Annotated in this window: 23 protein-coding genes; 10 read left to right on the top strand and 13 right to left on the bottom strand. The window is 65.3% G+C overall.

The genetic code is table 11. The features are described 5' to 3' along the window. Positions 1-5: 5 nt before the first annotated feature. A complete protein-coding gene (locus ACOOGG_RS13450) occupies positions 6-2,429 on the top strand; it encodes a CaiB/BaiF CoA transferase family protein (RefSeq protein WP_420435875.1) in 2,424 nt (807 codons plus the stop codon). 27 nt (positions 2,430-2,456) lie between these two features. After that, positions 2,457-3,395 (top strand): zinc-dependent alcohol dehydrogenase, encoded by a 939-nt coding sequence (locus ACOOGG_RS13455; RefSeq protein ID WP_420435877.1) that lies wholly within the window; start codon positions 2,457-2,459, stop codon positions 3,393-3,395. A 296-nt stretch (positions 3,396-3,691) separates the two neighbouring features. Here the strand turns inward: ACOOGG_RS13455 and ACOOGG_RS13460 are convergent, their stop codons facing one another. After that, positions 3,692-4,057 carry a DUF4143 domain-containing protein gene (locus ACOOGG_RS13460; RefSeq protein ID WP_420435879.1) on the bottom strand — a complete coding sequence of 122 codons (366 nt, stop codon included), beginning with the start codon at positions 4,055-4,057 and terminating at the stop codon, positions 3,692-3,694. 143 nt (positions 4,058-4,200) lie between these two features. On the opposite strand from ACOOGG_RS13460, the gene ACOOGG_RS13465 reads away from it, so the two are divergent. Both ACOOGG_RS13465 and ACOOGG_RS13470 read left to right on the top strand, forming a co-directional pair. Beyond that, on the top strand, positions 4,201-4,674 hold the full coding sequence (locus ACOOGG_RS13465; protein WP_420437607.1) for a cupin domain-containing protein: 474 nt from the start codon (positions 4,201-4,203) through the stop codon (positions 4,672-4,674). Beyond that, complete coding sequence (locus ACOOGG_RS13470; RefSeq protein WP_420435881.1) at positions 4,671-5,426, top strand: SDR family NAD(P)-dependent oxidoreductase; 756 nt, start codon at positions 4,671-4,673, stop codon at positions 5,424-5,426. Before ACOOGG_RS13465 ends, ACOOGG_RS13470 begins: the two co-directional genes overlap by 4 nt. A 17-nt stretch (positions 5,427-5,443) precedes the next feature. On the opposite strand, the gene ACOOGG_RS13475 is transcribed toward ACOOGG_RS13470, so the two are convergent. The 4 genes from ACOOGG_RS13475 to ACOOGG_RS13490 are packed head-to-tail and all read right to left on the bottom strand — an operon-like array spanning position 5,444 to position 13,648. Further along, on the bottom strand, positions 5,444-6,670 hold the full coding sequence (locus ACOOGG_RS13475; protein WP_420435883.1) for a TIGR02679 family protein: 1,227 nt from the start codon (positions 6,668-6,670) through the stop codon (positions 5,444-5,446). Then, entirely contained in the window at positions 6,667-7,869 is a 1,203-nt protein-coding gene (locus ACOOGG_RS13480) for a TIGR02678 family protein (protein WP_420435885.1), read from the bottom strand. The genes ACOOGG_RS13475 and ACOOGG_RS13480 overlap by 4 nt, the downstream gene beginning before the upstream one ends. Next, on the bottom strand, positions 7,866-9,431 hold the full coding sequence (locus ACOOGG_RS13485; RefSeq protein ID WP_420435887.1) for a TIGR02677 family protein: 1,566 nt from the start codon (positions 9,429-9,431) through the stop codon (positions 7,866-7,868). Before ACOOGG_RS13485 ends, ACOOGG_RS13480 begins: the two co-directional genes overlap by 4 nt. Next, positions 9,428-13,648, bottom strand: a complete 4,221-nt coding sequence (locus ACOOGG_RS13490; RefSeq protein WP_420435889.1) for a TIGR02680 family protein — start codon at positions 13,646-13,648, stop codon at positions 9,428-9,430. Before ACOOGG_RS13490 ends, ACOOGG_RS13485 begins: the two co-directional genes overlap by 4 nt. 175 nt (positions 13,649-13,823) lie before the next feature. Here ACOOGG_RS13490 and ACOOGG_RS13495 point away from each other — a divergent pair, with 175 nt between their 5' ends. From ACOOGG_RS13495 to ACOOGG_RS13505, 3 genes are read left to right on the top strand one after another with little or no spacing between them, the layout of a single operon-like run. Then, a complete protein-coding gene (locus ACOOGG_RS13495; protein WP_420435891.1) occupies positions 13,824-14,069 on the top strand; it encodes a type II toxin-antitoxin system Phd/YefM family antitoxin in 246 nt (81 codons plus the stop codon). Next, complete coding sequence (locus ACOOGG_RS13500; protein ID WP_420435893.1) at positions 14,062-14,451, top strand: type II toxin-antitoxin system VapC family toxin; 390 nt, start codon at positions 14,062-14,064, stop codon at positions 14,449-14,451. Before ACOOGG_RS13495 ends, ACOOGG_RS13500 begins: the two co-directional genes overlap by 8 nt. Positions 14,452-14,455: 4 nt before the next feature. Then, positions 14,456-14,683: a 3-hydroxyacyl-CoA dehydrogenase NAD-binding domain-containing protein gene (locus ACOOGG_RS13505; protein WP_420435895.1), complete on the top strand. Its 228-nt coding sequence runs from the start codon at positions 14,456-14,458 to the stop codon at positions 14,681-14,683. Here ACOOGG_RS13505 and ACOOGG_RS13510 read toward each other — a convergent pair. Then, positions 14,680-16,233, bottom strand: coding sequence for an MDR family MFS transporter (locus tag ACOOGG_RS13510; protein WP_420435897.1), 1,554 nt, complete (start codon positions 16,231-16,233; stop codon positions 14,680-14,682). The genes ACOOGG_RS13505 and ACOOGG_RS13510 overlap by 4 nt on opposite strands. A 155-nt stretch (positions 16,234-16,388) precedes the next feature. Between ACOOGG_RS13510 and ACOOGG_RS13515 the strand changes: the two genes are divergently transcribed. After that, positions 16,389-16,679, top strand: a complete 291-nt coding sequence (locus ACOOGG_RS13515; protein WP_419923582.1) for a WhiB family transcriptional regulator — start codon at positions 16,389-16,391, stop codon at positions 16,677-16,679. A 49-nt stretch (positions 16,680-16,728) separates the two neighbouring features. On the opposite strand, the gene ACOOGG_RS13520 is transcribed toward ACOOGG_RS13515, so the two are convergent. Then, positions 16,729-17,631: an alpha/beta hydrolase gene (locus ACOOGG_RS13520; RefSeq protein WP_420435899.1), complete on the bottom strand. Its 903-nt coding sequence runs from the start codon at positions 17,629-17,631 to the stop codon at positions 16,729-16,731. 109 nt (positions 17,632-17,740) lie between these two features. Between ACOOGG_RS13520 and mca the strand changes: the two genes are divergently transcribed. Both mca and ACOOGG_RS13530 read left to right on the top strand, forming a co-directional pair. Continuing rightward, the gene (gene mca / locus ACOOGG_RS13525) at positions 17,741-18,595 is read left to right on the top strand and encodes a mycothiol conjugate amidase Mca (RefSeq protein WP_420435901.1); all 855 of its coding nucleotides are present in this window, start codon (positions 17,741-17,743) and stop codon (positions 18,593-18,595) included. A 5-nt stretch (positions 18,596-18,600) separates the two neighbouring features. Then, on the top strand, positions 18,601-18,996 hold the full coding sequence (locus ACOOGG_RS13530) for a hypothetical protein (RefSeq protein ID WP_420435903.1): 396 nt from the start codon (positions 18,601-18,603) through the stop codon (positions 18,994-18,996). A 17-nt stretch (positions 18,997-19,013) separates the two neighbouring features. On the opposite strand, the gene ACOOGG_RS13535 is transcribed toward ACOOGG_RS13530, so the two are convergent. The 6 genes from ACOOGG_RS13535 to ACOOGG_RS13560 all read right to left on the bottom strand — a co-directional run bounded on the left by ACOOGG_RS13535 (position 19,014) and on the right by ACOOGG_RS13560 (position 22,393). Further along, complete coding sequence (locus tag ACOOGG_RS13535) at positions 19,014-19,847, bottom strand: ChbG/HpnK family deacetylase (RefSeq protein ID WP_420435905.1); 834 nt, start codon at positions 19,845-19,847, stop codon at positions 19,014-19,016. A 36-nt stretch (positions 19,848-19,883) separates the two neighbouring features. Then, complete coding sequence (locus ACOOGG_RS13540) at positions 19,884-20,300, bottom strand: thermonuclease family protein (RefSeq protein WP_420435907.1); 417 nt, start codon at positions 20,298-20,300, stop codon at positions 19,884-19,886. A 112-nt stretch (positions 20,301-20,412) separates the two neighbouring features. Further along, positions 20,413-20,583: a hypothetical protein gene (locus tag ACOOGG_RS13545; protein ID WP_420435909.1), complete on the bottom strand. Its 171-nt coding sequence runs from the start codon at positions 20,581-20,583 to the stop codon at positions 20,413-20,415. 89 nt (positions 20,584-20,672) lie between these two features. Further along, positions 20,673-21,035, bottom strand: coding sequence for a helix-turn-helix domain-containing protein (locus ACOOGG_RS13550; RefSeq protein WP_420435911.1), 363 nt, complete (start codon positions 21,033-21,035; stop codon positions 20,673-20,675). A 9-nt stretch (positions 21,036-21,044) separates the two neighbouring features. Beyond that, on the bottom strand, positions 21,045-21,953 hold the full coding sequence (locus ACOOGG_RS13555) for a 3-hydroxybutyryl-CoA dehydrogenase (protein ID WP_420435913.1): 909 nt from the start codon (positions 21,951-21,953) through the stop codon (positions 21,045-21,047). A 128-nt stretch (positions 21,954-22,081) separates the two neighbouring features. After that, on the bottom strand, positions 22,082-22,393 hold the full coding sequence (locus tag ACOOGG_RS13560) for a hypothetical protein (RefSeq protein ID WP_420435915.1): 312 nt from the start codon (positions 22,391-22,393) through the stop codon (positions 22,082-22,084). Between the last annotated feature and the right edge of the window lie 56 nt (positions 22,394-22,449).

Genomic DNA, 22,449 nt, shown 5'->3' on the forward strand with positions numbered 1-22,449 from the left:
CCGCGATGACCGCAGGGATCGACCAGGGAGTCGAACGGGCCGACGGCGCGAGCGTGAACGAAGGCACCCACATGCAGGCCACGATCCTGGCTGGAGTCCGTGTGGCGGACTTCTCGACCGGGGTGTCCGGCCCCTATGCCACCAAGCTGCTGGCCGACTCCGGGGCCGACGTCATCAAGGTGGAGGGGCCCGAAGGCGACCCAGTCCGCCGCTGGTCGGCCACTCGAGCCGAGTTCGAGGGCGACAGCGCGCTGTTCCAGCTGCTCAATGCCTCCAAGCGGGGCATCGTGGGTGTGCCGGGAGATGAAGAGGTCGAGGAGCTGGTGGCTACTGCCGATGTCGTGGTGGAGTCTTTTCCCGCCGGGTCGGGGATCGGGCGGGCCTGGGCCCAGCGCCATCCCCACCTAGTGGTGCTGTCGGTCACGCCTTATGGGCAGGACGGGCCGCTGGCCCAGCATCCGTCCACTGAGTACACCGCGCAAGCCCAGTGCGGGGCCATCGCCTGCCGAGGGCGGCCCGACCAGCCCCCGATCCACGCCGGAGGGGGCATAGCGGAGTGGACCGCTGGGGCCTACGCCGGCCCCCCGGTCCTTTCCGCGCTGCTGCGGGCCCGGCGCACCGGACGCGGCGAGCACATCGACTTGGCGGTGGCCGATGTGATGGGTATCGCCGCCACCACGTTCAGCGACCTGGCCCACTCCATGCGGGGCGGCGGCCACGAATTCGACCGGGTGGCCCGGTCGGTGGAGGCACCTTCGATCGAGCCCGCCCTCGACGGCTGGGTGGGGTTCAACACCAACACCGCTCTGCAATACCAGGGCTTCGTGCTGATGATCGAGCGCCCCGATCTCATTGACACCGAGTGGAGCCAGATCGGGGAGCGGGCCGGTCGTCTGGACGAGTGGAATGCCATGGTCCACCCGTGGACCTCCCGCCACACGGTGGCTGAGATCATCAAGGCAGCCTCGGATCTGCGGGTGCCGGTGGCCGAGGTGAACGACGGTCGCGGCGTACTCGACAACGAGCAGTTCGCGGCCCGGGGGGTATTCGTGCGCAACCCCGGCGGGTTCCTCCAGCCTCGATCGCCGTATCTGATGGACGACGGCGGCGAGAGGCGGCCGGCCACCCCTGCGCCCCGGCTGGGCGAGCACACCGGGACGGTGGAACTTCGCCCCCAGCCCGTGCCGTCGGCTGCCGACGCCGATCTTGACCTGCCGCTGGCCGGGGTCAAGGTGCTGGACCTCACCAGCTGGTGGGCCGGACCGTCGGCCACTGGCACGCTGGCCATGCTGGGCGCCGATGTGATCCACATTGAGTCCACCGGCCACCCCGACGGCATGCGCATGACCGGTTTCATGTTCGGTACCGAGGACTGGTGGGAGTGGAGCTCGATGTTCGTGGCCATCAACCACAACAAACGCGACCTGACGCTGGACTTGGACACCGACGCGGGCATGGACTTGCTGTGGCGACTCATCGGGGAGGCCGACATTATTGTGGAGAACTTCTCCCCCCGGGTGGTGGAGAAGTGGGGTTTGAGCTGGGAGGCCGTCTCGGCCCGCAACCCTCAGGCGGTATTCACCCGGATGCCCGCGTTCGGGCTGAGCGGTCCGTGGCGGGATCGGGTGGGCTTCGCCCAGACCATGGAGCAGCTCACCGGCATGGCCTGGGTGACCGGCCATCCCTACGACCAGCCCCGCATCATGCGCGGGCCGTGCGACCCCATCGCCGGGATGCACGGCGCCTATGCCGCGATATTGGGCTTGGCGGTGCGGGAGCGCACCGGGCGGGGGGTGTTCGTGGAGTCCACCATGGTTGAGGCCGCGCTCAACTGCTCAGCCGAGCAGATCGTGGAGTACACCGCCTACGGCAACGTGATGGAGCGGGCCGGCAACAGGAGCCCCTACGCGGCTCCACAGGGGCTGTATCCCTGTCGGGGCCATGAGCAGTGGCTGGCTCTTGCTGTGGCCACCGACGAGCAGTGGCAGGCGCTGGTAGGGGTGCTGGGGTCTCCCGAATGGGCCGACCGGCCCGAATACGCCACCGACGCCGGCCGCCGGGCGGGTCACGACGCCATCGACGAGGGTCTGTATGCCTGGGCTGCTGAACAAGATCTAGATGAGGCCGTGGCCCGGTTGGTGGAAGCGGGTCTTCCTGCCGCCCCTGCTTGGGATCCCCGCCTCCAGCATGAGAATCCCCAACACGCTCATCGAGGACTGTTCGAGATGGTCGAGCACCCCGCGGTGGGCACCCATCCCATGCCGGGGATGCCCTATCGGTTCGCCTCGGTGGACCGCTGGATAACCTCGCCTTCGCCCACTCTGGGCCAGCACAACCACGAGATCTTGGGCGAGTTGGGCCTCTCGGCCGACGAGATCGCTGCGCTGGAGGCCGACGGGGTCATCGGCACCCGCCCCAAGGGCCTGTGAATGCCCGTCCGGTGAGAGGATGAAGCCATGAGAGCAGTGCGATGTGTCGACGGCCAGCCCGCGACCGTGGAGTTGGCCCCGCCCGAAGGCGACGGGGTGCGGATCAAGATGGCATCGGCGGGGGTGTGCGGTTCCGATCTGCACATGCTGGAGCTGGGGATGCTCAACACCTTCACCATCGGCCACGAGTTCGCCGGGTGGCTGGAAGACGGCCGTCCGGTGGCCATCGAGCCCATCCACGGCTGCGGCACTTGCGATATCTGCCTGGCCGGTGACTACAACCGCTGCCCGGTCACCCTGACCGACATCGCCGGCATCTCCCGCGACGGCGGCATGGCCGACGAGGTGCTCATGTGGCCCGAGGCCATCGTTCCCCTGCCGTCGGGGGCCGATGCCCGGGACGCCTGCCTGGTGGAGCCGCTGGGCATCGCGGTGCACGGCTTCCGCTTGGCCGGATTGCGAGGCGACATGCGGGTGGCCGTCATCGGGGGTGGCGCCGTGGGCCAGACCGCGCTGGCCGTGGCCCGCCTTGCCGGGTGCGAGACCGCTATCTCTGCCCGCCACGACGCCCAAAAGGAGGCCGCCGAGCGCCTGGGGGCAGCTCCGCTGACCGATGAGCCCTACGACATCGTCGTAGAGGCTGCTGGTACCGCCTCAGCTCTGGCCGACGCGGCCAAGAAGTGCCGGCCCGGTGGAAAGATCGTCATCCTGGGGTCTTACTGGGACCCTGTAGAGATGCCCGGTATAGAGCTGAGCATGAAGGAGATCACCGTGGTCCCCTCCTCGATGTACGGCCGCTACGGCCCCACCCGCGACATGGACGTCGCCGCCGCCGCCCTGGCCCAGCTTCCCGAGCTTCCCGACGCCGTCATCACCCACCGCTTCCCCCTAGACGCCCCCGCCGAAGCCTTCGCCACCGCCGCTGATCGCGCCTCCGGCGCCATAAAGGTGGTCTTGGAGCCGTAGTGGTGTGTCGCAGAAATATTCGCGCGTGTCCTGCTAGGCATCGACGCCCCTCGCGGCGTTGCCCCTCCTTGCCGTACGCTCCGGGTATGGCTGCGTCGGTGCGCCTTGCGAGGAACGCCGCTGCCGTCGCAATCCACGGCGCTATTTCTGCGACACACCACTAGCACTGCCTAAGAATTAGACCTGGGCCATTCGCCACTCAGTGTGAATTGTGCAGGCCGAGAGTTTGATTTGCTTGACGGTCTGTCGCTGCCGATTTGTTGTGGTGCTGGTTTATTCGGAAACTCGGCGTTAATTCAGGTCGAGGTCTGTGGGGTCCAGAGGGTGCTGATGGGGCGCAGGTGGAGTCGGTCTCCGAGGGTGGCGGCGTGTGGTCCGGTGTGGAGGAGGATGCCGGTTTGGAAACTACCGGGACTGGTGCCGTCGAGCTTGTCGCGGAGCCAGCGGAGGTTGTCTAGGTGTTTGACGGAGGGGGAAGTGGTGGCCTTGATTTCGACGGCGATCACATGGCCGTTTCTCGCTTCGAGCACAAGGTCGATCTCGCGGCCTTTGCGGTCGCGGTAGTGCGAGAGGGTGCAGCGAGTAGGCAGAGCTGCAAGTTGGCGGGCGATGTCGTTGAAGGCGAATGTCTCTAGCAGCGGCCCCAAACGAAGAATCCGCACCCGACCGGCAAGCGACTGATAGCGCTAACTCGAAAACTGTCTAGGAGATAATTGGGAAAAGGTCTGCTGAATAGTTGGGATAATGTCCAGAAGATAAATGCAAGACAGCTGTTTCTGCGACACACCGCTATGGTCGGTGAGTGATGGGGCAGCAGGAGGGTCTGGCGGGACTCACCGGTGTCGAGGTGGTGGCGCTGTTGGGGCTGGCGCCGTTGCCGGAAGAGGGGGGGATGTGGCGGGAGGTTTGGCGGGATGAGCAGAGCACGGCCATCTACTTCTTGCTTCAGCCGGGGGATTTCTCGGCTATGCACCGCCTCGACGGACCGGAGTTGTGGCATCACTACGGCGGGGCGGCGGTGGAGATGCTGTTGCTGGGGGCAGATGGATCGGTGGGGCGGCCGATTCTTGGTGATGATCTAGTTGCCGGGGAGCGGCCTTGTGTGGTGGTTCCGGCTCATACCTGGATGGGGGCTTCGACTCGGGGCGAGTGGTCGCTGGTGGGGACCACGATGGCGCCGCCCTATCACCACGAAGGATTCGAGCTCGGCGACGGGGAGCAGCTCATCGAGCAGTACCCGTCGGCGGCATCCGAGATTGTTGGATTGGTGCGGTCGTGACGGCATCGCCTGCTGACCTGTTGGACCTCACTGGCAAGGTAGTGGTGGTCACCGGTGCGGGCGGCGGTATCGGGGCGGGGATCGTCGGGCGCATGGCAGCGGCTGGGGCCTCGGTGGTGGCCCACACCCGGTCGTCAGCTGTCGACCAGAGCGGGGGAGAGGTGGTGGAGGTGCAGGCCGACCTCACCGACGGAGAAGGCCCAGGGGCGGTAGTGAGCGCGGCCCGAGAGCACTTCGGCCGCATCGACGCCCTGGTCAACAACGCTGGGATCCAGCCGGTGGCCCCGTTCACCGAACTCGACGACCAGCAGTGGGGCGAGATGATCGACACCAACCTCACCGCCGTACACCGGCTGACCCAGGCAGCGGCTGCGGCCATGGCCGACCAGGGAACTGGCGGGTCGATCGTCCACATCGCCTCCATCGAAGCCCAGCACCCCACCCCGGTTCACGGCCACTACGCCACTTCCAAAGCGGGTCTCGTCATGCACGCCAAGGCGGCCGCGCTGGCCTGGGGCACTCATGGCATCAGAGTCAACTCGGTGTCGCCGGGGCTGATCGACCGCCCGGGATTGGCCGAAGACTGGCCTGAGGGGGTGGAGCGATGGATGGCAGCCGTGCCCCTGGGGAGGATGGGAACCCCCGAGGATGTCGGCGACGCCTGCGTGTTCTTGTGCTCTGATCTGGCCCGGTGGGTAACCGGCGCCGATCTGGTGGTGGACGGCGGCATCCTCACCAACCCCACCTGGTGATAGCGGCGGCCTAGCGGTCACTGGTTCAATCGGCCGAATCGGTCGAGGACCCCATCGAGCACAAACTCCTCGTGGATGATGAGGCGGTGGTGATCGAACGCTGCATGGAGCTTCGGATCCCACGGGGTTGGCCCGCATTCTTTGGGATCCGACAGGAGCAACACATCGGACTCCTTGGCCTGTTTGATGGCGTCTGTGTAGTCGCCAGCGTCCATCATCCACGGCGAACAGCCGAATTCGTGCATTCGGCGGCAGATCGCAATGCCCGGCGAGTCGAAATCGCCGTGATACCGAAGGGACGCCCCAGCCTGCTGGAGTTGGCTCATCAGGGTGGTTACCGCGGTGGAGGGGTTGCCGTTGGTAGAGATCACGCAAGCTGGCAGGTGGCGCTCGGCCGCGGCCTCGACCAGTCTCGGGTTCTCAACAACCAGCACGGGGGTGCCAGCATCGACAGAGATGGCGTGTCTTCGCAGGGCGTACAAGCTGATGTGAAGGGGCAGGCCGGCATGGAAGGCAAGCCGGATGTGCATGTCCAACGGGGATGCGCCTGCGACCGGCAGCGACCAGACAAGCGCGGGTGCTGAGACCCGGTCGGAAAGGATGCCGGCTGCCTCCCAGAGCTCGCGCTCCTCCAGCGGGCCATGGCAAAAGCGAAGGGCGTGGGTCACCGCGCTGGCTCGCCTGGTGCCGGCGTCGAGGGCATGCGCCGATCCGTAGAGTGCGGCGGCAACCTCTGTGCGGCTTGAGGTAGAGGGCAGGGTGTGCTGGAGATGGTTGAGCAGGCGTCGAACATCGGCGGCGAGACTGGCAGCGCGGTCACTGTCGAAGTCCCGCAGCAGTCCGGCCCCCGCAACGGCCTCGGCCCAGTCCTCGGCCCACGGCTCGTCCCAACCGGCGACGGCGCGGTGCAGTGACTTTCGGGCCTGCTGGGCGCGGGCTCGCTCAGATCGCCGCTGGGCGGCATCAGCAGATGGCGGGTAGCCGAGGCGGGTGAGTGCATCACTGAGATCGCTGCCGACGGCCCGGGCCGCCAATGCCGCCTCCAACTCTTCGAGATCCAGGCTCTTGGCCAGCTTTCGCCCCAGCAGGGACTCAGCGGCCAGGGTGCTCGCCGGGTCGAGCGCCGGGGTGGCGATGGTTCCGCGGCGCTGGGGGCCGAAGCGGTCAAGTCGGTGGCGTGCGGCGGCCCAGATAGCGCCCAAGCCAGGCGAGAGCAGCGACTCTGGGACAGGGCGGGGGCTCAAAGGAGCGACTCTTGCAGGTATTGGACGTCTATCGAATAGCGCCAGGCAGGCGGCAGCAGCCAGACCACATTGCCGTCCACTTCGACTAGACGGTGGTCGCAGAGCAGGTCAAGCACATCTCTGGTGAGGCGTTCGGGGTTGTCGGCAGCATCTTGTGACCAGTAGCGGCGGTGCTCAGCGGCCAGTCTGGCCACCACGTTGATTACATCGGAACGGGAGAATGGCACCCGGCCTGTCTTGTCGGCGTCGAGGTCGTTGTCAATGCCGCTGCCGGGCAGCACTTCGGCTGGAATTCGATCTAGGTGTACAAGCCGGTCGACAAGCAGCAAGGCGGCGTGGCCGAGGGTTCCGCCCCGCGGGAAGCGGCTGTCGGTCAATTCGTTCTCGGTGTCGACGACCATGATCCCCTCGGCGCGGGATTCGAGGCGCACGCCGAACATGTCGTCGAAGACAGCGGCTTCTTCGCCCAGCCGCTGTCGAAGCTCGGACCATTCGCCGTCGGTGAGGTCGGTGCGAAAAAGCACCGGCTCTTCCAGCAGGGCTGAGCGCATCCACGCCCGTGACGAGAGCCGCTGATCGGACCGGTCGAGCACCTGCTCGGCAGTCTCCGATCGGGCCAGTACCGGTAGTGGCAGCAGCGCGACGCGGTCGGGGCGGAGGCTCAGCACCGCGTCGGCCGCCTCGTCGGCAACGTAGCGGTCTACATGCTCGTGGATCTCGCGCGCTATGCCGTGTTGGATCATCCACTTCAGGGCGGTGACCAGGGCTCGGCGGTCGGTTGACTCCTCGGTGAGGGCGATGTCGGCATCGGCTGCCGCGGAGCGGACCTCGTGGATCAAATCACGCAGACTGATCACAGTCGGTCCCGCGGCGGTTGCGGCAAGGGCCAGGGCGAGCATGGTGTACTCGCGTTGGGAGAAGGGCCGTTCTTGGCTGGTTGGAGTGAGCAGCGGGCGGCGGAGAGGGACCACCGACGATTTGAACAGCCGGGCAGTGTCGGCGGTCACTTGAAGGCGGTAGCCGAAGCGCCGGGTGAACAATCCGCCAAGCGCCCGCTCATGGCGGCGGATCAGCATGAACATGTCCTGATCGTTCTCGGCCAGCACTAGGGGATGTCGGACCAGATAACGGGCTGCGGTGCGAAGATCCAGGTCTCGCTGGGGGTCTATCGAATTCGCTGGAGCAGGGGTGGCGTTCACTGTGATACCGGCACCGGTGAAGGGGCAGCGTCATTGCGTGTTGCCGGGGTGATGGTGACGATGAGTCCCTGCATCGAGAATGTGCCCTCGGGGCAGTGGACGACGGTGACGGCGCCTTTGGCCCGCCGCACCTCGCAATGAACTCCGGCCTCATTCGCAAAACGGCGGTCGGAGTCGCTGCCTTCCCCTGATCCCGACCGGCTGATCAAGTCGCGCAGCATGGAGAACGCGGCGGCAGGCAACCGAGCGCCGTCGATACAGCCGTTGTCGCCCGCGCCAGCCAGCAGATCAGAAGCCGCGGCCTCGAGGGCCACGCGGTCACGCTCTCGGCGGCGGCGCAACAGCTCCCGCTCACGGCCTCTGTCCATGATCGGCGTCGCCAGACCCCGCGGGGCGGTCTCGCCGCGCTCCCGCAATGCCACTGGCACGTTGGCGCGGGGCGCGTCCTTCCACTGTGTGATCGTCGGGGCCGGATCGTCAGCGTCAGCGGACAGCTCTCCCAAGCGGCGGCACGAACCGAGTCCGAACGCGGCCGCCGCTATCTGATGGGCCAGGCCGGGGGACTCGGCTCGGTCGAAGAAGCCCGCCAGTCGCACGAAGTCAGACCGCCTCGAAGCTGCGCCGAGACCCACCCGCGACAGGCGGGTCACATTGGCGGTGAGGGAGCGCACCGCGGCCAACGCCTGCCGGGTCAGCGCGTCGACCCGCGATGGCTGCCCGTGCTGGTCGGCGAACCACGCCTCAAGGTGCCTCCAGTCGGCGACCACCGTGCCTGGAAGCTGCCGCACGGTCATGTTCTGGGCCAGCCCGGCTTGCTCCACCCGCACGGCCAAGCCGGATTGCAGCGCAGGGAGCAGGTCTCCCACCTTGGGCAGGACCTCCTCCAGCGTCCGGGCAATCGGCCGGGTCATGCGCTCGATCTCGATGAGCTGTTCGTGGACGTAATCCACTAGCACGCCCGCGAAGAATTGAACTTCGTCGGCATTGAGGTCATAGCGGCTCTGCCACTGGTTGAGCTCGGTGAAGAACTGCGTCAGCTCGTTGGTGAAAGCTCGGTGGAGGTCGAACACCTTACGAACCGCATCGGCTAGGTCTTGGCCCTCTACGAACTCGAAGCCGGCCGTGCCCTGCTCGTTCAGCACCCGGAGGGCATGATGCAGATCGCGCAGACGGCCGGCCTGCACATCGCCGATCTCATCGATTCCGGCCAGCACCCCCTCGACCAGCTCGAACACTTCCTGCCCGGCGCGGGTGATGAGATAGCGGTTGCGCTTGCGGTAGTAGTCGTCGAGGTTCGAGGGGGTACCCACCGATGACGACACGGTGAGATTGCCCCAGCGACGGAGGCTCTCCAGCCGGTCGGCCACCACTGATGGATCGATGCCAGCGGGGGCAACGGCCGACTCCACCTCTTGGGGGGTGAACTCGGCGAAGAAGGTGCTGGCGAACACCCTGAGGATGGCCCGGTACTCAGGCCACTCGTCGCCGCCCAGGTATCGGAACAACTGCCGGGCCCGAGCCGGGTCGCTGTTGGAACCGCTGAGACGAGGGGTGTCGGTCATGGCGTTTCTTGGCGCTCTAGGGTGGCGCCGTCCCACCGGTAGTGCTCGAGGAGGATCGCGCCGAGCTCGACATCGCGCAGGACTTCGGTGATCGCCAGCTCGGGGACATTTCGGTGCGTGCCCCACAGCCGCTCGCTGGTGGCGATCAGGTCGAGATTTAAGTCCACGAGAAGCCCGAACAGCGCCTCATGGTTGTCTTCAGACACCTTGGCGAACGCATCGTCGAGCAAAACGAATCGGGCTATGCCCGGCGGCTCGCTGCCAGCTGAGCCGCCCCGCTCGGCTAGGGCGTCGTAGGAAGCGGCTACGGCGGCGAACAGCGGCAGGTAGGTGACCAGCTTCTTCTCGCCCTCTGACAGCGGTGTGTTGCGCCCCAGCCTGGCATCGCTTTTGCCCGGTCGTTTCAGCATTACCGAAAGTTCATGCCATTTCTTGTAGTCGAGCGTGTCAGCGATGAGCTGCCGGTAGGGCATGTCGGGTTGCAGAGCCCGAGCTTCGTCTAGCCGCTCGGACAGCGTGCGGCGCAGTTCCCGCTCATCGTCGTCGGTTCGCAAGTCGGGGAGGGTCGCCAGCAGATCGACCATGCGGGCGGTTGGCTGGTCAAGTTCGGGGGAGCGCCGCCACCGCAGCTTCACTCCCACATGGTGGGCTGTTGTTACTGTGCCCAGCCGCTGATTCATCAGCTCTACCAGCCGCTGAGCGCCGCGGACCTTTTCCGCCACCTCGCGGGCAACCAGCCCCTGCAACAGCTCTCGAAGGGCAGTGTCTTGCTTGTGGGTGAGCAGGCCGGCGAGCTGCTGGTACTGCTGCTCTACTGTTTGTGCCGCCTCGGCCAGAGGTGCTTTTCCCAGTGGGCCGGTCACCTCTATGAGGAGAGGCTGTTTGGGGTCGGGCTGGCGGGTCTCCGCGTCCCAGCCGGCACCCAGCGAGTCGCGGCGCTGTCTCAGCGACTGCCGGACCCCGTCGGCGGTGACCGCGGCGGAGTAGATTTGGCCCGCGGCCGCGGGTCCGCGTCCTTGTGGCCCATCTCTTGGCGATGGGGCGGCACCGTCGCTGGTCGGATCGGAGGCGATCAGGCGCTCGACCGCCTCGACCTGCTCGCGCAGGCCTTCGCTGCCGGTCGCAGTCGAGGCAATGGGACCGGTCTCCGGGTGGTCGGGTCCGGCGACTGCGGCACCGAGCCCTGGCACTGACAGGGTCGCGGCTAGCGATGCCCGCATTTCCTCGCACGACTGCTCGGCTGCGACAGATTTTTCGGCGGCGACATCGGCTGCGGCCTGAGCGCCCGCTCGTCGCTCAACGGCTTGGTCGCGCTCATCGCGGGCAGGCGGCAGGCGGGCTCGCGTCGCGTCCAGCTTGCTTCGGCAGAGGTCGCGGGCATCCAGTATCTCGGCATATTCGGCGCCGATACTGTTCTCAATGGTGGTCAGGCGGGTGCGCTCCCGGCTGTATCTGGCCTGGCTGGTGCGCTTCTCGGCCTTCTCGGCATCGAGGTCGGAGCTTGCTGTGTGCCAGTGGGCGACCCCACGGCGCCAGTTTTCGACAGAGCGCCCCAGCGCGTCGAGCAAAGCGACGCAACTCTCCAAGGCCGTCTGGAGTTCACCCAACTCGGCGGCACTCTGAGCGAGGCCGCTGCGATCTGAGGGCAGTGCCAGAGATGTCGCGGTTTGCAGCAATGCGTTTGATGCTTGGATCGAGCGGTCTTCGGCCTCTGCCGCTTGCTTGGCGGCTGAGGCCCTCTCGTTCTCGGCTTTGTTGAACGCGGCGGCGGCCGCTTCAACCTGGGCGGATGCAGCGATGATCTCACCGGTGTCCGGGATGTCCGACAGATGCCGCTTAGCTTGGGCCAGCGACTCTTGGCGCCCGGCTTTTTCAGCCTCACTGGCTGCGAATGCAGCCCTGGCTTGATCCAAGATGTCACCGGCTTCCCGCCGGGCGCGGTCCAGCGCGGCGCGGCGGGCGGTCACTCCGATGAACTCGGCTTGCAGTTTGGTGTGGCGGCCTCGGAGCGACCCCACCCGGAAGGCGCCGTTGAGCGCAACGGCGGTGGGGGCGTTGGTTGAAAGGTCGCATGAGATGGATTCGAGCAGCTTGGCAACCATGCCCTCATCCACCTCGCCGATCAGCCGGTCGGGAACGGTGACTGCGAGGTGTTTGCTTAGCGGGCGGGCAACGCCCCCGCCTGCGAGGGCAAGCAGCTCTCCGTTGGCCAATTCCACTGTGGAGTCGTGGCCCAGGCTGGCCGACAACAGCCCGGAGGCGTGCAGGGCAGCTTCGAGAGACGCCTGCTCGCTGTCGTCGAGATGGGGCTCGAAATCGATCAGGTCGGCGAGGCAGTGATCTGCGGCGGTTTGCCACTCCTGCCGGGGCGGCTCTGGCTCGGATCGGGCAGCCAACTCGTCGAAGTGAGCCTGCGCCTCGTTGAGAGCCTCCTGTTCGACGAGCAGCCGCTGATCGATTGCCGCCACCGCTTCTCGCCAGTGGCCGACGAGCTGCTCCGCTTCGACCGCCAAGACAGCCCGCTCGACCTCCCGGCCGTCTGTTTCCGAGCCGGTGCCTGTGGTGCCCGACGGCTCGATTTGACGGTCCGCGGCGGTCGATTCGCGGTTGTCGGCATGGGACGTTGCGAGCACGGCGATCGTTGGAGCGTTGATGCCGGCCTCGTTCAATAGCGGCTGGATCGCAACCGCCCATTGCCGGGTTCGGCCGGTCCACGCTCGCCGGGCGCCGCCGAGGCGCTGATGCTGCTCGGCCAAGTGCAGGGAAGCGGCATCCGATGCATTGGCCGCCATTTGCAGGGCTGACTCCGCCAAGCTGAACTGCTGCTCAGCAAGTTCCAGGCCGCCCAGGGCTGTTTCAACTTCTTCGACGTCGGCCCGCCGGCTGAGCACCGATCCCTTGGCAGCGGCAATCGGGCGGCTGATTGCCCCAGGATCGAATTCCTCTGCGGGTTGGGACGAGCCGGCGCCGTCCAGTTCGGCCTCGCCCAACGCCACCGAGCCAGGCAGATGCCGGTCGATCCGGCAGCGCCGCCCCAACTCGGTCGCGGCAGCCAACTCGGTGTTGAGTCTCTCGGCATCGCCACGGCTTTGCTGCCGGGCTCGGGCCAGCTCGAGGGCGGCGTGCTCGACCCGCTGCGCTCGGTCGGCCACCCGCCTCGCCGCGCTTGCCTGCTGGTTTTCGAGGCTGGCCACTAGTTGGCGCAGGGCATCGAGTTCTTGGCCGTCGCGGTAGATCTGCGATTCCTCCAGTGCTGAGATCTCGCTGGTCAGTTGCTGGACCTCGTCATCTAGCCTGGATAACTCATCAGTGATCCGGGCTACCTCGGCCTGTGCGGCAACCGCCTCTCGTTGCGCTCGGGCCTCCTCTCGCGAGCAGACCTCTTTGAAGTCGAGACGGGTCTTGGTGTCGGCCGCCCGTTCGCGCAGCTCGGTCAGGCAATAGGCCCGGTACACGTCGATAAGGCCGCGGACTGACTTGAGTGTTCGGTCCAACTCGGCCACGTTGCCGCGGTGCTCCTCAAGGTCGTCGAGCGGCTGGGCGGCTTCGGCCAAGGCCTGCTCCGACAATTGGGGCAGCGCATCGAGCAGGTGTCGGGGGAGGTCCACGTCGATGCGGTCGCCGACGCGAGGGCTGCGGACCACGTTGATGAGTCCGATGTGCTGATCGATGGACGCTCCACCGAACAGGCAGCGCTCGACTTCGGCCCGGTAGTCGCGGCGCTGTCGGTGGTTGAACACCTGGTCCCCGTCGAGGGCGGCTCGCAGGCCTTCGGAAGACAGGGGCATCTTCTGTTCGATCAGCCGGAAATCGATCTCTGGCCGCTTGGAGGTGATGAACCACCAAGTGGTTACCGTGTCCGAGGATCGGCTGGCCTTGATGCCGCAGCCGCACACGAGGAATTCGTCCCCCCTCTTGAATTCGATCCACAGGTAGCCCACCGGCTGGGCATCGTCGCGGCCGTCCAGCATCCAAGACTTGAGTATTCCGCTCTGCTCTCCGGCTGCGTCGATGCGGCCTTGCCGGGCGGTGAGAAGAAACGGCAGAAGCATGTTCATCGCAGTTGACTTTCCCGAGCCGTTCACCCCCCGCAAAAGCAGCCGGCCCCCTCCGAAGTGCAGCACCTCATTCTGGTACTGGTACACGTTGACGATGCCGGCCCGGTTCAGCCGCCAACGCGTGCGGACTTCGTCAAAACCCATAGAGGACTCGCCCACAACTCGCATACTTGAATCGGCCCACAATGAGCAAGGTAGTAGAAGGTGGTGACAATTTGGCCAAGGCAAGGGCCTCTAGCCTGCGAACGGGTGTCACGACCGGCAAATGCAGTTAGTCTAGTTATCGGACTAAGTCATATTGACGAGCACAAACCACCTGGCAGGAGGATCAGTCATGACCGCGATGGTCAATGTTCACGAGGCGAAGACGCATTTGTCGAGGCTGTTGGAACGAGCCCACAACGGGGAGGAGATCATCCTGGCCAAAGCGGGCAAACCCTATGCCCGGCTGATGCCCTTGCCGCGCCGCGAGCGCCGGCGTCTAGGGCAGCTTGCCGGACTTGAGTTGGGCCCTGAGTTCTTCGAGCCCCTACCAGAAGAGGAGCTTGCGGCGTGGGAAGGCGCGCACACCGGTGAGTGAACTGCTGCTTGATACCCATGCGCTTCTTTGGTGCTGGGCGGATGATCCGGTGCTACCGCCATCAGTCAGAGAGGCCGTCACCGATCCCGAAAACGAAGTCTTCGTTAGCGCGGCGAGCGCTTGGGAAGTGGCCACCAAGTTTCGGCTCGGCCGGCTGCCTGAATATGAAGGCGCTGTGTTGCGATTCAACGAGTTCGTGATAGACGCATCGATGCGGCATCTACCGGTCACCTACCAGCACGGACTGCGCGCTGGCAGCTATACAGCCCATCACCGGGACCCGTTCGATCGGATACTGGCAGCCCAAGCGGAGTTGGAATCGCTTGTGTTAGTGACCAAAGATGCAGCGTTCCAAGAGTTCCCCGTCCAGGTTCTTTGGTGAACGCATGTCTCTAGCGATGACGACGAAAACCATCGGGGTAGTAGGTACAGGGGTCATCGGGTCTGGGTGGGCGGTACGGGTGCTGGCCCGGGGGTGCGACGTGGTGGCCTGGGATCCAGCCGACGGGGCCGAGGACCGACTGCGAGAGGCCATTGAGCGGGCGTGGCCGTCGGCCACCGAAAGAGATGCCCGCATCCGGGCGGCCAGCGAGGCTGCTGATCAGACCGATTAGCTGCCGACAGCGGCCTTCTCCCGCAATCGGTACTCGGGCACCAGCGTGGCCAGCAGCACGGCCACCGCTGTCACCGGGATGGCCCACCAATAGACATCCGCGATGGCACTGGCGAACGACTCGATTATGCCGTCGCGCACCGAGGCGGTCTCGATTGCTCCGATTTGGGTCGGCACGGCGATGAGAGCCTCGATATCAAGCTGATCGCCACCCGGCACCAGCCGGGGGAGGTAGTGGTCAAGCCGGGCAGTGAACAGGACCCCCATTACCGCGGACCCAAAAGTCTGACCCAGGGAGCGGAAGAAGTTGGACGCCGACGTGGCCGCCCCCAAGTCGTCATGGGGGACGATGTTCTGCACCGCCACCAACAGCACCTGCATGATGGCCCCCACCCCGCAGCCCATCGTGAACAAAAAGGCCATGGCCGTCAACGTCGACGTCTCGCTGCTCAAAGTCGACATCAGCCACACGCCCAGGGTGAGCACGGCAGCCCCGAATATCGGCACCGGCTTGTAGCGCCCGGTGCGGGTGAGCACCTGTCCGGCGCTCACAGAGGTGAGCAGCATCCCCAACATCATGGGCACCAGCAGCAGCCCCGACCGGGTGGCGTTCACATCGGTGACCACTTGGAGGAACAGCGGTCCGAAGATGCCCGCGCTGAGCATGGCCGCGCCTGCGATGAACTGGATCACGCATGAGATGTTGAACAGCCGCAGCCGAAACAGCCGGGGCGGCAGGATTGCCTCGGTTGTCCGTCGCTGCTGGGCGATGAACAGGGCCGCACCCCCGACTCCCACCGCCAGCAGTCCGATCGAAGGGGCCGACGCCCAGTCCCAGGAGTCGCCGCCCAGCTCCATGGCCAAGATGATGGCGATCACCCACACCAAGAGCAGGCCCGCACCGGTGTAGTCCACCCGCGCCTCGCGGCGGGTAAAGGCCAACTCGAGATGGGTGACCGACATCACCAGCGAAAATCCTCCGAGCGGCAGAACCATGAAGAAGACCCATCGCCAGTGGGCGTAGTCCACCAAGAGGCCACCGGCCAGCGGACCCAAGATGGTGGCCAGAGCGAATATCCCGCCCATGTATCCCTGGTACCGGCCCCGCTCCCGGGGTGAAAGCACATCGGCCAAGATGGCCATAGACAGAGTGAAAAGCCCTCCGGCGCCCAGACCCTGGACGGCTCGAAGCACGATCAGCATGGTCATGTTCGACGAGATGCCGGCCAAAGCCGACCCAATCATGAAGATCACGATGGCGGTTTGGTAGAGGCCCTTGCGGCCCCACAGGTCGGAGAGCTTCCCCCACAGGGGAGTGGACGCAGTTGATGCGATGAAATAGGACGTGAAAACCCAGGTGTACAGATCTCGGCGGCCCAGGTCTCCGATGATCGTGGGGAGCGCGGTGGACACTACTGTGCCCTCAATCGCCGCCATCATCTGGGCCAGCATCAGCGTGAGTATGATGACTAGTACTTGGCGTTTGGGCAGGTTGTCGCCCTCCGACGGCGTGGTATCACTTATCGGGATAGATTTATCAAAACTATTCATATAGGATATCGTGACGGGCGCTATTCGAGCGTCTAACTTTTTGCAGTGAAAGCAGGCGGATCACTAAGCAATTGCTTGGTGTTTCGGTTGTGGAAGCAATAGCCAAACGGAGAATGCCCCCGGACTCGAACGGGAGGCGATGGGTGGAGATGGCAATGGAGCCTCGTCCTTGGTGGATGGAAAATGCGAACTGCAAGGGGAAGAGCGAACTGTTCTTCCCCCCGGCCGGGGAGCGCCCCTCGGCACGTGAGCGGCGGGAGAATGCGGCTCGTCGCATCTGCGGCGAGTGCGTGGTGATCCGGGCGTGCCGGAGTTGGGCTCGCGACCAGCGCGAGCTCGGCTTCTGGGGCGGCGAGTCGGAGATCGAGCGGGCAGAGGCGGGCTTCGCCCCCTCCACCCCGGTCATCGGTCTGCGGCGCCACCGCACCGAGCGGGAATCGGCCTGAGCCGACTGCACTGATCCGGCGCCGGATGTAACCAGCGCCGTCAACCCCCTCATCCCACGACGCGTCGGACAAAGGCCGCGATGGCCTCGGTTCCCTCAATCGCCTCGGGATAGTTGGGGTACATGATCTGAAAGTCGTGGATCATTCCCGGCCAGATGCGGAGATCTACCTCGACGCCGGCTGACTCCAGCGCGGCGGCGAAATCAGTGGCGTCGTCCAGCAACACCTCATGGTCTCCGGCGTGGACCAGCATGGGGGGCAGCCCCTCTAAGTCGCCAAAGAGCGGGGAGGCCAGCGGATCACGGGGATCGTGGCCGTCTAGGTACCAGCTAGCGGCGGTCACCGCGTCCTCGTGGCCGAACATCACGTCCAACTCGTCGCGCTCGGTATGACTGGCCGAGGAGTTGGTCAGATCGACCCAAGGCGACAGACACACACCCGCGCCGGGCAGTGGCCACCCCTTGTCGCGGGCTCCCAGCAAGACGGCGCCGACCAAGCCACCACCGGCGGAGTCGCCGATGAACGCAATGCGGTTCGGATCAATACCGGAGTCCAGCATCCAGCGGTAGGCGGCCAGGCAGTCGTCCACCGCAGCGGGAAACGGATTCTCAGGGGCCAAGCGGTAGTCGATCAAAAGGATCCGGGCCGGGATCAACGAGGCCAGATGGGATCCGAAGCCCTGGTGCGAGATGATGGATCCGACCCGGTAACCGCCCCCGTGAAAGAACAACAGCGCGGGCAGGCTCTTCAGATCATGGCCCTCGGGGTGCAGCCAAGCGGCGCCGGGCACGCCGGGGATCTCAACGTCTTGTTTGACCACTCCATCGGCTAGTGGTGTGGCCGCGGCGTTGGCGTCCAACCGGGCTCGGCGCCCCGCCGCGGTCTCAGAGGGGTCGGGCTTGGGGGCGGACGCCAGCATGGACCGCACTGCTTCGAATTCTGGACTTGGCATCCTCGGAGACTAACGCTTGCCCCCTAGGAACACGGGACTTGGAACCGGCAGAAAGGCATCTCGGCACGGGTTCCTAGCCGAGCCGAGCCGGCGTTAGCCTGGGCGGGCGATGACCGGCGAACTTCGAATGCTCACCATTCACGCCCATCCCGACGATGAGTCGTCAAAGGGGTCGGCAACGGTGGCCATGTACACCGATGAGGGGGTGGTGGCCTCTCTGGTGTGCTGCACCGGCGGTGAGGAGGGGGACATCTTGAATCCGGAGATGGACCGCCCGGAAGTGCGGGACAATCTGGACCAAGTCCGCCGGGACGAGCTATTGGAGGCGGCTGATGTGCTCGGCTATAGCAGCGTTCACTGGCTGGGCTATCGCGACTCGGGTATGCCCAAAAGCGATGCCAACGCCGATCCCAGCAGTTTTGCGCAAGCCCCGCTGGAAGAGGCCGTCGGCCGCTTGGTGGCCATCATCCGCGCCGAGCGCCCCCATGTGGTGGTCACCTACGGGGAAGACCAGCAGGGCTACCGCCACCCCGACCACCTAAGGGTGGCCGAGATCAGCGAACCGGCCTTCGACGCCTCCGGGAACCCCGGCGCCTTTCCCGATGCCGGCGAGCCGTGGCAGCCGCTGAAGATGTACTACGTGACCTGGTCCCGGAACCGGATCACCGCTTTGCACGAGAAATTTGGCGAGTTGGATCTGGAATCACCCTACGACGAGCGCTGGTTCAGCCGGCCGTCCAACGACGACGCCATCACCACTCGAATCCAGTGCGCCGACTATTTCGACCGCCGTTCCAAGGCTCTGCTGGCCCACCGCACCCAGGTCGACCCCGACTCCAAGTTCTGGTTCGGTCTGCCCGACCACCACATGGCTGATGCCTACCCTTGGGAGGACTACGTTCTGGGACCCAGCCGGGTGGACACCGACTTGCCTGAGACCGACCTGTTCGCCGGTATCGAATAGCGACGATGGAGCGGGCCCGTTTCCTCAGCGATGACTGGTTCGGGTTGAACCTGGAGGCCGCATCGGGCTGGCGGGAGCGGCCGGGAGTGGACTGCTCGGCCAACTACGAGGTCACCGGTGCACCTGATGGCAAGGTCCGCTACCACACCGTCATCCGCGACGGCCGTCTGGTGGAGATGGCCTTAGGAAAGTTGGCCGACGCTGAGGTGGGCATCGTCTACAAGTACGCCGACGCGCGGGCCGAAGTGGCTGGCGGCGAGCACCCCGATCTGGCCTACATGTCGGGCCGGATGAAGCTTGAGGGGGAATACGCCCGCTGGGTCTACGGCCTGCGCCCGCTGCTGGATTCACCAGAGTACGGCGCCTTTCGGTCGACCTTGGCCGAGTACACGGATTTCTAGCGTCAGCGCCAGCTATGTCAGCTCCGGCGCTGGGCGTCGCGGAGGTCGGCGTAGCTCAGCAGCCGAGCGCCGGAGCGTTCTATGGCGGTTCGCAGCGTCGGGTCGTGGGCGACCAGCAGGTATTGCTCTACCCGGCTGAGCCACCCCGGATCCATCTCCCGCAGCTCGGGGGTGTCGATGGCCGGCGACACCACCAACTCAGTCACTCCGGACCCCAAATCCTCCACCGCTTCCTCCAGGGTCCGCCGAGCGGTACGGCCGCGTACTTTCACTAGGTGGTCGGGGGCCAGCACACCGGCATCGGCGGCTAGGCGGCGGAACGGAAAGCCAGCCCGACGCTCCTGATCGCTTGCGCCGAGACGCATGGGCAGCGCCATCTCCACGGCCAGTTCCAAGTAGACGTCGAAGAACTCGGGGCGCATCAGCAGCGTGTCCAAGTGGGGGCTCAGATGGGTCAGTTCGCTGCCCCACTGGCTGGCTCGTTCGATCTGGGCTCGGCATTCCCGGTGGGCCTCGTCGAGGTCGCCGTGTTCCCAGGAGTCGGCCGGAGTGCGGGGAAATCCGCCATCGCCGTCCAAAAGCGACGGTGCCTGGGTGATCGGTCCCCATCGGTAGTTGTCGAATTCGGCGTTGAGAGTGAGATCTACCCCCACTGGGGTGTGGGCGAAACGTCCAGCCGCGTCCCGGGACCACGGGCACGGCACCATCAGGCCGGCCGCGGTGGCCACCCCGATGTCCAAGCACTCGGCAATGGCCGCGTTGGCCGCATGGGACTGACCCAGGTTGTCGCAGGTGATGATGAGGGCTCGGCCCTGGGGGTCGCCGCCCAGGCGTTCCAGTAGTTCGCTCACTACTCGAAAGCTATCGCCCCTAGCACCCAGAGGCGGTCACTCAAGGACTACGTCGGCGTTGCCGCAGATGCCCCACAGCCCCAATTTCTTTTCGCGGGCACGGGCCGCGGCCGCGAAGAAGGCGTCGGCATGGGTGGTATTGGGCTCGATGTTCAGTGCCTCGGCATAGCCGTTTTCTGCGATCGCGAGGTTGACGAACAGGCCGTCGCCAGATCGATGCACGTAGGCCAGCAGACGGTTGTAGCGGTCGCGGGCCTCAGAGTCGCGGGTGAGGCGCACCTCGGTGCCTGGTGGCAGAAGCGATTTTGTGAAGGCACTGGCCTCGTCGCCGTAGCATTCCGCTGGCAAAAACCCGCCAGTAACCTCAGGAGTGTCGATGCCGATCAGCCGCACCCGCTCAGTGCGGTCGGCCACCTCGACGACAACCGTGTCCCCGTCGACCACCTCTGTCACCGTTGCAGCTGCACCTACTATCGCTGCGGCTTTATCAGGCGAGTTACCGGCCTGGTTGGCCAGATTTCCGGAACAGCCGACCAGCACGAAAATCAGCATGCTGCAGACTGCTTCACGCAGCACGGGGAACGTCGTCGGAGGGCGAGGGTGAGGGTAGGGCGGCGGGGGAGTGGCTCTGTAAAACCGCTCGGGCCTGAGCCAGGCCCCGACGCCCGATTTCCTTGGTGCGCTCATCGATCCGCCAGTCTGGCGGTGTCTCCAAAAGCGTGAGCTGTTGCTTCATGCTTCCAGTATCTCGGGGGGAGTGACAGTTTGGGCCGGGTAGGGGAGAGATTCTCCAGAAATTGCCTTTGAAGTGGGAAAAGGCGTGCTCTATTGGGTTTGGCCACCGCCGGTCATGCTGCGGTACACCTCCAACAAAGCTGCCTTCTGCTCGTTGGAGAGGTTGGCGTCAGATCGGATAGTGGCCTCGGTGTCGGAGACGCCGTCAGGGTTCACGCCGTTGGCATCGTCGATGCCGGCGGCCTGGGCCAATAGGGTCTCCGCCGACAAGTTCAGGGCGGTGGCCAGCGACTTGATCACCCGTACTGAAGGCTGGTGCAGTCCTCGCTCCAGCTGGCTGAGGTAGGGGTTGGACACTTGGGCCAAATCGGACAGCTCCCGCAGCGTGAGCTGGGCCAGCTTGCGCTGGCTGCGCAGGTAGTTCCCGAATGCCTCAACGGCGGATTGATCCATGGCTAGGCCTCAGCTGTCGTACTCGTAGAATCCCTTGCCGGTCTTGCGGCCCAGATGTCCGGCAGCCACCATGCGCCGCAGCAGCGGTGGCGGAGCGTTGTGGGAGCCTTTGAACTCCTCGTAGAGCACGTCGGCCACTGCCTCGATGGTGTCCAGTCCGATCAGGTCGCACAGAGAAAGGGGGCCCATGGGGTGGCCGCATCCGTGCATCATCCCGCTGTCGATGTCGGCCGCGCTCACTTTGCCCTCGTCGAACATGCGGATGGCATCGAGCAGGTAGGGGACCAGCAGCCGGTTCACCACGAAGCCGGCCCGATCACGACAGCGGATGACCCGCTTGCCCAGAACCTCCACTGCGAAGCGGTCGACCCGGTCAATGGTCTCCAAGGATGTGCCCAGCGAGCGCACCAGCTCCACTAGGGGTTGTACCGGGGCTGGGTTGAAAAAGTGCATCCCGAGCACCATGTCCGACCGGCTGGTGATGGAGCCCAGGGTGATGATGGGAATGGAAGAGGTATTAGTGGCCAAGATGGCGTTTGGGGCCATCACCTTGTCCATGGCCCGAAACACCGACAGCTTCTCCTCCAGCGATTCGATGATGGCCTCGATGGCCAGATCCCGGTCGGCCAGGTCTCCCATGTCAGTGCTGAAGCTGAGCGAGTCCAAGGCCAGGTCCCGAGTCGCCGCTGGCACCTTGTTGCGGGAGACCGCCTTGTTCAGGGAATTCTCGATCGACTTCCGGGCGACGCTGACTGCGGTGTCGTCCACCTCGACCACCAGGGTGTCCAGGCCGGCTCGGGCGCACACCTCGGCGATGCCCGATCCCATGATCCCGCCGCCGATCACTCCGATCTTGTTGATCGGCTCTGCTGGCGGCTCGAACTCTTGTGGCGGCAGAGCGCTGGCTTCGGTGCTCATCTTCCCTCCCACCGCCGGAATCCGACGGCCCCTAAGTGTGTGTTCAATATAGTTCGCAAGCGATAGAAAAATAAAACGGGGCCGGTCTAAAGACCGGCCCCGTTTGCAGAGAAGAACTGAGGGGGGAATCAGCTCTTCTTGACGACTGGCTTGGCTGAAGCGGAGCCGTTGGGGCTTGCCGCGGCCAGCAGGCTCTGGGCGAATTCCTTTTGGGTGTTGAGCAGCGCCTCGGCGAACCCGAAGCCGGCGTCCATCAACTCCTTGGGATCGGGCAGGGCGTCAAGACCGGGGACGGCCTCGACTTTCAGACCTTCAGGGGCGATGTTGCCCACCGTATCGGCCCAGGTGCGGACACCTTCAACGATGGCGGTCTGGCTCACCTTGAGGGCGCTGAGCACCTGGTCTTGCATGGCTTCACTGATTTCTTTTACGTCGGTCATGTTGCTTACTTTACTTAGCAAAAGCTTGATCAGCAATTCAACGGATGTTTTTCCGG

This window comes from Candidatus Poriferisocius sp. (assembly GCF_965214065.1).
Taxonomy (GTDB): domain Bacteria; phylum Actinomycetota; class Acidimicrobiia; order Acidimicrobiales; family Bin134; genus Poriferisocius.